Origin of the sequence: Parvibaculum sp. (genome assembly GCF_030694575.1) — a bacterium.
Lineage (GTDB): Bacteria > Pseudomonadota > Alphaproteobacteria > Parvibaculales > Parvibaculaceae > Parvibaculum.
This window is the reverse complement of record NZ_JAUYUS010000026.1, coordinates 37,802-49,745: the sequence shown is the minus strand read 5'-3', so window position 1 is coordinate 49,745 and position 11,944 is coordinate 37,802. Positions and strand designations below refer to the sequence as shown.

Here is an 11,944-nt window from a genome sequence, read left to right as displayed (position 1 = left end):
GGACTATTCCGCCGCGTTGCGAAAGCGCAAACGCGGCGGATCGCTCACTCGGTGATCTTGCGCGTTTTCAGGAAGTACTCGTAAACCATCATGTCCGCCTCCACGAGGGGCTTTGCGAGGGCGCGCATCTCTTCGTTCAGGGGGAGCGATGCCTCCGCTCTTTTTTCCTCGGAGGCCGCCAGGTTCGCAGTCACGTTCAGTTTGCGTCCGGCGCAGGGCGCAGGAAGGCCGGCCGTTCGAGCGATTTCGGTGAATGCACCGTCCAGGTTATCGTTGAATCCGACCAGGTCGAGCGACGACAGGTTCTGGATTGCGCTCTCCGCCAGACGAGCCCTTTCTGCCGGGGTCTCGGCAAGGACATCGAGCGAACCTGCAAACTGCCGGGCGATATAATTGTCCGTATAGAATCTGACCCGCCTCTCCGGCGACGACAGAAATTCCCGGATCGACATTTTCTGAATGTCGTTGATCTCCTCCGCCCGCTCATACTTGTCGGGAAGATTGACGATGAAATAATACAATGACCGCAGTCGATCGTAGGGATCGCGAAGAATAGTGAAGGCGAAAGTATTGCCGTCCCTGCATCGCTCAAAGGCGGTCCACGGCATATGGCCGGTGACGAATTTTGCCGATTGGGCGCATGCCGCGAATTTGTCGACTGCGTGCGAAGTGAAATCGTCGTAGCGCACGATGCGCCCGCTCCCCTTCGATCCAACATACTCCTTGAAATATGTATTGATCGAGTTGCCCCCCGTCTTCGGCGTATGGATGAACACAACGCGTGGCTTCTTCCCCTGCGCCGTCAAATCCTCACGACAGCGCGCAATCCGATAACCAAGACGGCGAAAGAATTTTCTTGTCTTCGAAAGTAGTCTCATCATTCCGGCGGAGGTCCACTGATAAGGCTGGGTACGCCTGAGCGGATTGTTCCGTCGCGCTGCTGCTGCGACCGCGACAATGTCTTCTACGAAGCCAAAGGAGATATTCCGTCGCGGATCCTGCAATTGCGGGGCGATTTCCATGACCCCGGCTGCATATGAAAAAAGGCCCGGCCCCTTGCGGGACCGGGCCTCTATGACGCCGTCGCTCTGTCTGGATTAGGGCTTCAGCACGACGCGGCCCATCACGGAGCCCGCACGCAGATCGTCCAGCGACTTCGAGCCTTCGCCGAGGCGCCGCTCGCTGACCGGAATGGGATCGATCTTGCCGGCCTTCACAAGCTCCATCATCTCGTGCGTTTCGCCGAGCGAACCGACATAGGAGCCGCCGATCGAGATCGCGCGCATCGGAAACAGCGGGATCGGCATCGAGAAGCCGCCGCCGAAGAGCCCGACCACGACGACCTGACCGCCCTTGCGCACGATGCTCGTCGCGAATTTGAGCGAGGCTTCCGAACCGACGAAATCGACGGCGGCAGGTACGCCGCCATTGCTGTCGGCCAGCACCTTCTTGATCGCTTCCGGGTCTTTCGGATTGTAGACCTCATGCGCGCCCGCGCCCTTGGCCGACTGCAGCTTGTTGTCGTCGACATCGGCGCCGAGAGGAGCGGCGGGAAACATCGCCTTCGCAAACTGCAGGCCCATCATGCCGACGCCGCCGAGGCCGACGACCATCACGCGCTCTTCGGGGCTGATATCGCCGAGCTTTTTCATGGCGCCGTAGGCGGTGAGGCCCGAGCACATGTAAGTGGCGGCAAGGCCGTCCGCGACGCCCTCATAGTCCAGCAGATAGCGCGGATGCGGCACCAGCACATGCGTGGCGTAGCCGCCCGCGACCTGAATGCCGAGATTGCGCGGCTTGTTGCAGAGGTGTTCGTCGCCGCGGTTGCAGGTGGGGCATTCGCCGCAGCCGATCCACGGATAGGCCACCCGGTGAGCGCCGATCTTTACGTCCTTGGCGTCGGGGCCGGTCGCAACGACTTCACCCTCGATCTCGTGGCCGAGCGTGAACGGAAGTTTCCGGCCGCCGCGAACATCGAGCTTGTTGCCGCCGCCCATGTCGAAATAACCGTCGTGAATATGCACGTCGGAGTGGCAGACGCCGCAATGGGTCACCTTCAGCAGCACTTCCGTGCCTTGCGGCTGCGGCGTTTCCCCGTCGATCATCTGCAACGGCTGGCCATACTCGACGATAGCTTCGGACTTCATGAGATTGCTCCTGGACACTTTGTGAGCGATAGATCGCCCGTTTTGCCGGTAATGTGACATGCGACGATGACGGCCACAACCTCGGTTGCTGCCGGTCAGCGCATCCGCGTATAGGCGCGCGCGAGCGCGCAGAACTCTTCCACGCTCAATTCTTCGGCTCTCTGCGTCGGATGCACGCCCGCCGCCTCGATGAGGGGCGCGGGATCGATGCCGAGAGATTTCAGGCTGGCGCGCAGCATCTTGCGGCGCTGTCCGAAGGCCGCCGCGACGACGGTCTCCAGCGCGCGCGGCTCCGCTTCGGCCAGCGGAGCGGGCCGCGGAACCAGCTCCACGACGGATGACGTCACGGAGGGCGGCGGCGTGAACGCGCGCCTGTCTATATCGAACAGGATGCGCGGCTTCGTCCGCCATTGCGCGAGAACGGCGAGCCGGCCATAGGCTTTGCCACCCGGCCCGGCGACGATCCGTTCCGCGACCTCGCGCTGAAACATGAGAGTGAGGCTCTCGAACCACGGCGGCCAGGGCTCCGTCTGCAACCAGCCCACCAGAAGAGGCGTGGCAATGTTGTAGGGCAGGTTGGCGACGATGCGCGCGGGCCCGCTGACAAGCGCGGCCATGTCGGTCGCCAATGCGTCGCCTTCGACAATGACAAGCCGCTGCGGATATGCCGCCGCGATTTCCTCCAGCGCGGCGATGCAGCGCCGGTCCCGCTCGATCGCAATGACGCGCCTGGCGCCGTTGTCGAGCAGCGCGCGGGTCAGGCCTCCCGGACCGGGCCCGACTTCGATCACGTCGTGCCCCTCGAGCCCGCCGGCGGAACGCGCGATGCGGCCGGTCAGGTTGAGGTCGAGAAGAAAGTTTTGCCCGAGCGCTTTCTGTGCCGCGAGCCCGTGCTTCGCAATCACCTCGCGCAGAGGCGGCAGGGGCGGGGAGGCGGAGGTCATGCCTGCAGCCGGTGACGCGCGATCTCGGCCGCCACGCGGATCGCCTCTATCAGGCTGCGGGCATGCGCCGTCCCCCGGCCAGCAATGTCGAGTGCTGTGCCGTGATCCGGCGACGTGCGGACGATCGGAAGACCGAGCGTTATATTCACGCCCCGTTCGAAATCGATGGTCTTGAGGGGGATCAGCGCCTGGTCGTGATACATGCAGAGCGCGGCGTCGTAGCGCCGTCGCGCGGCGGCATGAAAAAGCGTATCGGCCGGAACGGGGCCTCTTATTTCGGCATCGGGCAGGGCGGCGGCGATGGCCTGGACGGCCGGCGAGATGATGTCGATCTCCTCGCGCCCGAGATGGCCTTCCTCGCCCGCATGTGGATTGAGCGCCGCGACCGCGATCCTCGGCCGGGCAATGCCGAAATCGGAAATGAGCGCCCGTCCGAGAATGATGCCCTGTTCCACGATATCGGAGCCGCTGAGCGCGGCGGCCGCATCCCTGAGCGAGAGATGCACGGTGACCGGCACGACGCGCAGGCCCGGGCAGGACAGCATCATCACTGGTTTTGCGCCGCCCGTGCGTTCCGCGAGATATTCCGTATGTCCCGGCACATCGAGGCCGGCCTCGTAGAGCGCGCGCTTGTGGATGGGATTGGTCACCATGCCCGCCGCCTCGCCGCGCATGACGAGATCGCAGGCGAGGTCTATCGCGCGCAGGACGGCCGGTGCATTGGCGGGCGACAATTGGCCGGCAACGGCATCCTCGGCGAGGGTGACCGGCAGCACCGGCAGGGCCGTTCGGAATGCATGGGCCGCCTCCATCGCGTCCGTCACTTCCACGATCGATACCGCAAGGCCGAGCCGCTTCGCCATCTCGCGGTAGAGCGCGGGATCGCCGGCCGCAAAAAAGGGCGGCAGCGATTCAACGGCTCGCGCCGCCCATGCTTTCAGTGTGATCTCGGGTCCGATGCCGGCCGGATCGCCCATGCTGAGCGCGAGTGGCAATATGGAAGCCGTGTCTCGCGTCATGACCTTACCGTTTTGAGCGATCGCCGGATCAGCGATAGACGACCACCGCGTCGCGGCGCAGGTCGCGCAGATGCCGCCGTCCCATCATGGACAGTTGTTGTTCATAGAGCGTGCTGTCGATCTGCTCGCGGGTCGGCGTTTCGCCCTCGGCCGCCTTGTGGCCGCAGACGACGACCATCTCGATGCCGCGTTCGGAGCGGATGGGCTCGGTCGTCCCGCCCACTTTGAGGCCCGCGAGAGCCTGACGCAGCCTCGGGTCGAGTTGACCGGCGATGACGTCTTTCTTGGGGCTGGCCGCGCCGCTCAGATATTTGCCGACGAGCCTCGGAACGTCGTCGCAGGATTTTGTCTCCCTGCGGAATTCCTCCGCCTCGCGCGCGCGGCGGCTGACGGCCTGCGGCTCGGCATCCGGCGTCAGCGGCAGCAATACCTGCATGAGCGAGTATTGATCGCGCATCGGATCGGCGCCCGTCCCGGTCTGCATCGAACGAAGCTGGATGATGTAGTAGCCGTTCAGCGTCCGGATCGGATCGGAGATCATTCCCGGCTGCATCTTGGCGACGACGGACCCGACGCCGTCGGGAAGCTGGCTCGCATGCACCCAGCCGATATCGCCTCCGTTCGCCGCCGATGCGGACTGGCTGAACTGATGGGCAACCGCCTCGAAAGGCGCGCCCTCTCGCATCTGCTCCACAAGCCGCTTTGTGCCCGCCGCAATTTCTTCGGCATGGGAAGGGCTGTCGAATGTGATGAGAATTTCCGAAACGAGATAGCGCGGCTGGTCGGATTCCTCTTCAAGCCGGCGCAGAACCTCGTCGATCTCGACATCGCCGACCGTCACCTGCGGGCCGAACTGCTGCTGAATGACGCGGTTCCATGCAAGGTCGCTTCGGATCTGCGCCTCCAGCGTGGCCCGCGAGATGCCTCCCTCCTTCAGGAACCCCTCGATTTGCTCGACCGACATGTTGGCGCGTTGGGCGATGCGCTGAAAGGCCGTGTCGATTTCCTCTTGTGAAACCGAGATGTTGAGCCGCTGCGCTTCTTCCATTTGCAGATATTCGTCGACGAGCGACCGGAGCACCTGGCCGCGAATCCGGGAGACGTTCTCGCCTGTGTTGGGAATGCCCGAGCTGAGCATGATGAGTTTCACGCGCTGGTCGAGATCGTAGGACGAAATGACGCGGTCGTTGACGATGGCGGCGATGGCCTGCGAGTCCGACGCACGGGATTCCTGCGCGACGGCGGCATCTGCGGCCCATGTCGTGAAACCGATGAGAAACGCTACGGCAACACCCGAAACGAACCCGCGAAGGCGTCTTCCGCCGAAGAAGGGGGCACTTGCGAAAATATCTGCTGGCTTCATAGCGTCTTTCTTTTGGGGGCCTTGGGCCCTCCATCTGCCGGCTCTCACGGGCCGACAGAATACTTGAATCGGGTCCCTAATCAACCGAGAGAGCGCGCAGAAAAGCGCCCGTTTTCAGTATGTTGGACAATTTGTCCAACCCTCAGTTGGAAGCAGTCCCCAGGGTTTTGAAGGTAATCTGGAAGCTTATCGAGCTGTCTGGTTCGATGTCTCTGTCGCGGTAGAACGACTGGTAGAGCCCGACCGAAAAATCGAAACATTCGTCTTCGTAGCCGATGCCCACGCGGTTTGCCACCGTGCGATCGTTCTCGAGGTCCCGCCTTGTCTGGCCGAAGAGCCGCCAGTACTCGTCCAGCTTCAGCACCGAGCCGAGGTAGATTTCCTCGCGCGGCTGGAATGAGACGGACTGGTCGGCCGCGAAATAGGCATAGCCGATATCGCCGCTCAAGGGCCCGACACGGCCGAGCACGTTGATTTCGTTGCGCCGGATCTTGTACCGCTCGTCGTCCAGCCGGAACCTGTAGACCAGCAACAGGTCGTCGGAAGGCGCCAGCATGACGCGGCCGACATAATCGGACGTCTCGTCCTGAAGGCCGGTCCCGCTGGCGAGGCTGTCATTGTCCTCGAGACGGAAACTCTGGCCGAACAGTGCGCTCGCCTGGCCGCCCTCGGGCATATAGATCGAATACCGCACGCCGACATTCGCCCGCGCCCCGGTTTCCCAGCGGTCGAGACCGGCGAACCTGTCTTCCGAAAACAGGTTCGTGTCGTCGAACTCGAAGCTCAGCGAGTCTTCGTTCGGTATTTCCTCGGTGTTGCCCACATTGGGCGAATAGATGAGCTGCGCGATCGGCTCCAGCACCTGCCGGAGCCCGCTGTCGGAGCGGACCAGCGGATAGCTCCATTCGGTGCCGATGGTCGGCAGGGCGCGCGCGATGGTCGTGCTGTCGAAAGTGGCGCCGGGCACGGCCGAATTCGAAACGTCGTCGACCGAGTAGACGTCGCCGCGAAGACTGCCGAACAGCCGGTAGACGAAGCCGTTCGACGATGTTTCGCGCCGGTCCCACCGGACCGTACTGGACACGCGCCGCGATTTCGCGCCCTGGCGGCGCTCCAGCACCATGCCGTTGGCGGAGAAGCTGACGCGGCCGCCGCCGATCTGCTCGGGATAGGAATAGTCGTACTGCAGCAGCGGCGCGACCCACGGCGTCGTCGCCGAGTCGTCGGTCGAAAGCAGGCCGCGGAAATAATAGGCGTCGGCGGTGAAGCTGTTCCGGCCGTCGACATAGGTCGCGTTCAGGTTGCTTATGAGATCGGTGGCCGACGACAGTCCGTATCTGCGCAGATACGTATCGTCGGAGGCGAGTTCCGAACGGAACCCCCAGCGCCAGTTTTCGTCGACGGCGAAAGTGCCGGTGCCGAAGAGGCTTCCGCGAAAATCATTGTCGCTCGGCGTTCCCGTCTGCTGCGTCCTCGGCCATGTGCCGGTGCCGAACATGGCGAACTGGCCGCTCTCGAAGCGTTGCCGGTATTCGCCCTGGTAGACGGTCCCTTCCTTTGTCGTGAAGCGCGGAATGATCGTCGTGTCCTTGTCGGGGGAGATCGCCCAGTAATAGGGAATTTCCACCTGCTGCCCGAGGTCCGACGAACTGGCGAAGCTCGGGGGCAGAAAGCCGGACTGCCGTTTCACGGTCGGATCGGGCTGCGAGAAATAGGGAATATAAAGAACCGGCACCCCGAAGAACTCCATATAGGCGTCCTCGTAGATGATCCTCTGTTCCTGCTTGTTGTGAATGACGCGGAAAGCCTTGATCTGCCAAAGCGGCGTCGTCTGCCCCTTCTTCTCGCAGATGTCGCACGGGCTGTAGACGCCCCGGTGAAGGGTCGTCATGTTGCCGCCGCTGCGCACCACGTCGTGGCCCGCGAGCCGTGAATTGTCGCTCAGAAGCACCCGCAGCGTCTGTATCACCCCGTCGCGCATTTCATTGCGCAGCACGAGATGATCGGCGAAGGCGACATCGCCCTGCGGATCGAGCAGCGACACGTTGCCGTCCGCCGTGACGACGCCGGTGGTCTCGTTATAGGTGACGCGGTCGGCAAGCAGGATCCGCTCGCCATAGGCAAGCTCGACATGGCCGGTCGCCGTCACGACCCGCGCCTCGCGGTCATAGGCGAGCTCGTCCGCCTGCATGAGAACTTCGCCCGATTCCGGGAAGGCCTGCTTGGCCTGCCCGCGTTCGGTCGGCATCTCCGGCTGGGCCCGCGCCGGCTCCGCCACAAGCGTTGCCACGGCGAAAGCCGCCGCCAACCACAGGATGCCGCGCCGGCCGCCCAAACCCATCCAGAGCCCCTCAGTCACGTGTACGTCTCGCCCCCCGGCCGCTTCCAGAATCGCCCCGCTTGCGGGCGCCGCCTCCTGATTTCTAACCGTCTTCGAGGTGAAAGAGAACAGCAAGCCCCAAAAGCGTCACCACGACCGGGGGAGCCCAGGCCGCGAGTGCGGCGGGCAGGATGCCCGACAACCCGAGGGCGATCGCCAGATTGCCGAGGAAATAGACCAAAAAGCCCGAAAATATGCCGCCGAGGACCATCTGAAGCAGCCCGCCCATCCGTGTAACCCGCATGGAGAAGGCCGCCGCAACCAGCACCATCGTGCACAGCAGCGCCGGTGTGGCGAGGAGCTGGTGGAAATAAATCTGGTATCGCCGGGCCGAAAAACCCGCCGCCTCCGCCGTTTCGATGAAATGCGGCAGTTCCCAGAACGAAATGGTCTCTTCCCGCGCGAAGCTTTCCTCGATCTGCTTTTGGGTGAGGGAAGTTTCCTGCCGGAACGAATCGTACTGGCGAGGCTGGTCGTTCCCCATCAGGACCCAGACGTCCTGGAGGTCCCAGTATCCCGGCCTCAGCGCGGCCACCTGCGCATCTATGCGGCCGAGAAAACGATCCCCGTGGTCGTAGAGGAAAATGGTCACTTCCTGGAGCTCGAAGCCGTTGTCCATGCGCTGGGCATGGACGACCGACTGCCCGGCCGGGTCGGCCTGGCGGAGCCACAACCCGTTGGCGGACACGGCAACGAAGCTCGCCCGTTGCTGGAGATACTTGGATTCGAGCTGTCCGAACCGCGTCGTCAGCGTTGCCGAAACCGGATTGTAGACCGTCACCACGAACGAGCCGATCACGAAGGCGACCACAAGCGCCGGGGCGATGAACTGCCACACCGACACGCCGGCTGCGCGCGCGACCACCAGTTCGTTGTTCCGGCTGAGCCGGAGGAACGCCGCCATGCCGCCGAAGAGCACGGCAAAGGGCAGCGTCTGGCCGCCGATCCGCGGCAGCTCCATCAGCGACATCGACACCAGAAGGCCGAACGTCACGCCGGGCTTGTCCGTCCCGCGCCGCAGCAGTTCCACCAGCTCGATCATGAAGATAAGCGCGAGAAAAATGCCGAAGGTAATCAGCACCACCGTCAGGAACTGGCGTCCGAGATAGCGGGAAAGCGTCCATGAAAAATTCATGACGGCGACCTGCCTCTCTTCCTGCCGCTGGCTGGAATGGCATATCGCCACAGCCTTCGCCACCAGACGTCGAACGGCACGCCGGCGATGACGGCAAGACAGAAGGCGCAGACCGTGATGGGCAGCAGATACATGAGCGGCGCGAGCTGGAGGTTGTGCCCGGCCGCGTCGGCGAGCGCGAAACCGCCGATCCTCACCGTAAGCGCGATCCCGGCCGCCAGTGCCATGCGCGATGCGTAGCCGCGGCGATTGAACGGTGCGGGCAGCAGGGCGGCCAGCGCGATCAGCGTGAGCATCGTCGGATAGAAGCCCTCGACCAGACGCTCATGCGCGTCGGCGCGCAGTTTCACGCGGTTCTGCTGGCCATATCCGTCGTCGGCGGCAGGCGAGATGAGCTCGTTGAAATAACGCTCGCGCCCTTCATATGTGAAGGTCGGACGATCCTCCATGTACTGCGAAAGATCGTAGGTATATTTGTCGAAATAGAGCAACGTCGCCGCACCCATCTCCTTGGCGCTCTTGCGCGAGACGCGCTGAATGTTGCCGTTGAACATCACGAGCAGCGGCCCGTTCGGACCCCGCACCAGGCTGCCGGTCTCTGCCATGTAGGTAACGGGCTCCAGGCGGTTCCGGCTGTCATGCACGAGAACGCCGTGTGCCGTGCCGTCTGCGTCGCGCTCGCGGACGAAGACGGTGAGCCCGTTTGCGGGATTGGAAAACGCGCCTTCGCGGATCATCGCCGTCGCCACGTCGCTGCGGATCTCGTAGAGGCGGACCTTGAGTTCCCGCATGCCTGCTGGCGCGACATAGATGCTGAAGGAGAGGATCACGATGGATGTGCCCACGGCAATCGCAAGCAGCGGCAGGGCGACCACCCATCTGCTGACGCCGGCCGCGAACATCACGACGATCTCGCTGTCGCTGATGAGTTTGTGCAGCATGTAGAGAACTGCGCAAAAGAGCGAGATCGGCAGGACGATGATGAGCGTGCTCGGCAGCGCGAGTGCCGTCAGCTCGAAAAACGTCGGCAGTGTCTGTCCCTGTGTGATGAGCACATCGAGCATGCGCAACGCCTGCGTCAGCCAGATGATGCCGGTCAGCACGATGCTCGCTACGATGAACGGACCGATGGCCTGCAGGAACAGGTATCGTGACAGGCTTTTCAGCATGAAGCCGGGCTCCTGAACGCAGGTCTTCGATCGTGCCGCATGCCGGGCATTCCCTTTGCGGCCGGTTTACTCGCCGCTTCCTTGCCGCAGCCGTCAGGGATGGCTTTCCCTCCGCTCCGATTCAGTTAGGATACGCGCCGGATTGCCGGACGGCGTTGAGGGAAATGGTTATCCCATTTCGCCACCTGGGGAAAGGCACGATGGCGCCGTGAGCCGCCACCGGTCCGCCGAATCGCGCTTATATCGGCCTGAATTGATGTGCCGGACAGGATCAGGAAAGGTCCCGCTATGAATATTACGTTTGCCGATATCTCGCTTGCCAAACCGGGTGCCCTTGCCGTCCTCGTCACCGAGGGAGCCGCGCTGCGAGGCGTCGCGGCCGACCTCGACGGAAAGCTGGGCGGCGCCCTGAAGCGGGCCATGAAGGCGGCGGGATTTACCGGCAAGTCGGGCACCGTGCTCGAAGTCGTCGGCCCGCAGGGTGTCGGCGCAAGCCGCGTCCTGCTCGCGGGATTGGGCAAGTCGGCGGACCTGTCGGCGGCGAACCTCGAAAAGGCCGGCGGCGAGCTTGCCGGCCGTCTTGAAAAGACGAAGGAAACGGCGCTCTCGGTTGTTCTCGATGGAATTTCGGCGCCGAAGCTCCCGGCCGGCGAGGCGGCGGCGCGCGTCGCTCTCGGCGCGAAGCTCCGCTCCTATCGCTTCGACAAATACAAGACGAAGAAGAAGGAAGGCGATGACAAGACGGGCCTGAAGTCGCTCACCGTCATGACCCGCGCGGCAGCTACCGCGCGCAAGGACTATGCGCCGCTGTCGAAGGTCGCGGAAGGCATGTTCGTCACGCGCGACCTCGTCAACGAACCGGCCAACATTCTTTTCCCCGGCGAGTTCGCGAAACGGGCTCGCACGCTCACCAGGCTCGGCGTCAAGGTTGAAGTGCTTGGCGAAGCGCAGATGAAGAAGCTCGGCATGGGCTCGCTGCTCGGCGTGGGCTACGGCAGCCAGCACGAGAGCCAGCTCGTCGTGATGCGCTGGACCGGCGGCAAGCCGGGCGAGAAGCCGGTTGCCTTCGTCGGCAAGGGCGTTTGCTTCGACACGGGCGGCATCTCGCTGAAACCCGCCGCCGGCATGGAAGACATGAAGGGCGACATGGGCGGCGCCGCTTGCGTAACCGGGCTCATGCACGCGCTCGCGGCACGCAAGGCGAAGGTCAACGTCGTCGGCGTCATCGGCCTCGTCGAGAACATGCCGGACGGCAAGGCGCAGCGTCCGGGCGACATCGTGACATCCATGTCCGGCCAGACCATCGAAGTCATCAACACCGACGCCGAAGGCCGCCTCGTGCTCGCCGATGCGCTCTGGTACACGCAGAACCGCTTCAAGCCGAAATTCATGGTCGACCTCGCGACGCTCACGGGTGCGATCATGGTCGCGCTCGGCAAGGAATATGCGGGCCTCTTCTCCAATAACGACACGCTGTCGAAGCAGCTCTACGAAGCCGGCGAGGCCGAAGGCGAAAAGGTCTGGCGCCTGCCGATGGGTCCCGCCTACGACAAGATGATCGACTCGCGCTTTGCCGACATGAAAAACGTCGGTGGCCGCGACGGCGGTTCGATCACGGCGGCGCAGTTCCTTCAGCGCTTCGTCAACAAGGTCACCTGGGCGCATCTCGACATTGCGGGTACCGCAATGGCGTCGCCGCAGACGGCGACCAACCAGAGCTGGGGCTCGGGCTGGGGCGTGCGTCTGCTCAACAGGCTGGTCGCGGACAATTACGAAGCCTGAGGGAA

At 63.5% G+C, this 11,944-nt stretch carries 9 protein-coding genes; 1 reads left to right on the top strand and 8 read right to left on the bottom strand.

Annotated elements, in window-relative coordinates:
• Nucleotides 1-44: 44 nt before the first annotated feature.
• The 8 genes from Q8S60_RS05145 to lptF form a co-directional block, all read right to left on the bottom strand.
• Nucleotides 45-1,022, bottom strand: a complete 978-nt coding sequence (locus Q8S60_RS05145; RefSeq protein WP_305277517.1) for a sulfotransferase family 2 domain-containing protein — start codon at nt 1,020-1,022, stop codon at nt 45-47.
• A 75-nt stretch (nt 1,023-1,097) separates the two neighbouring features.
• A complete protein-coding gene (locus Q8S60_RS05140) occupies nt 1,098-2,147 on the bottom strand; it encodes an alcohol dehydrogenase (protein WP_305277518.1) in 1,050 nt (349 codons plus the stop codon).
• A 95-nt stretch (nt 2,148-2,242) separates the two neighbouring features.
• Nucleotides 2,243-3,091 carry a 16S rRNA (adenine(1518)-N(6)/adenine(1519)-N(6))-dimethyltransferase RsmA gene (gene rsmA, locus Q8S60_RS05135; RefSeq protein WP_305277519.1) on the bottom strand — a complete coding sequence of 283 codons (849 nt, stop codon included), beginning with the start codon at nt 3,089-3,091 and terminating at the stop codon, nt 2,243-2,245.
• On the bottom strand, nt 3,088-4,110 hold the full coding sequence (pdxA, locus tag Q8S60_RS05130; protein ID WP_305277520.1) for a 4-hydroxythreonine-4-phosphate dehydrogenase PdxA: 1,023 nt from the start codon (nt 4,108-4,110) through the stop codon (nt 3,088-3,090). Before pdxA ends, rsmA begins: the two co-directional genes overlap by 4 nt.
• Before the next feature lie 28 nt (nt 4,111-4,138).
• Nucleotides 4,139-5,473, bottom strand: coding sequence for a peptidylprolyl isomerase (locus Q8S60_RS05125; protein ID WP_305277521.1), 1,335 nt, complete (start codon nt 5,471-5,473; stop codon nt 4,139-4,141).
• A gap of 142 nt (nt 5,474-5,615) precedes the next feature.
• Nucleotides 5,616-7,832: an LPS-assembly protein LptD gene (locus Q8S60_RS05120; RefSeq protein WP_305277522.1), complete on the bottom strand. Its 2,217-nt coding sequence runs from the start codon at nt 7,830-7,832 to the stop codon at nt 5,616-5,618.
• Nucleotides 7,833-7,896: 64 nt separating this feature from the next.
• On the bottom strand, nt 7,897-8,988 hold the full coding sequence (gene lptG, locus Q8S60_RS05115) for an LPS export ABC transporter permease LptG (protein WP_305277523.1): 1,092 nt from the start codon (nt 8,986-8,988) through the stop codon (nt 7,897-7,899).
• Nucleotides 8,985-10,157, bottom strand: coding sequence for an LPS export ABC transporter permease LptF (gene lptF, locus Q8S60_RS05110; protein WP_305277524.1), 1,173 nt, complete (start codon nt 10,155-10,157; stop codon nt 8,985-8,987). The genes lptG and lptF overlap by 4 nt, the downstream gene beginning before the upstream one ends.
• 288 nt (nt 10,158-10,445) lie before the next feature.
• On the opposite strand from lptF, the gene Q8S60_RS05105 reads away from it, so the two are divergent.
• Nucleotides 10,446-11,939 (top strand): leucyl aminopeptidase, encoded by a 1,494-nt coding sequence (locus Q8S60_RS05105; RefSeq protein WP_305277525.1) that lies wholly within the window; start codon nt 10,446-10,448, stop codon nt 11,937-11,939.
• Nucleotides 11,940-11,944: the final 5 nt, after the last annotated feature.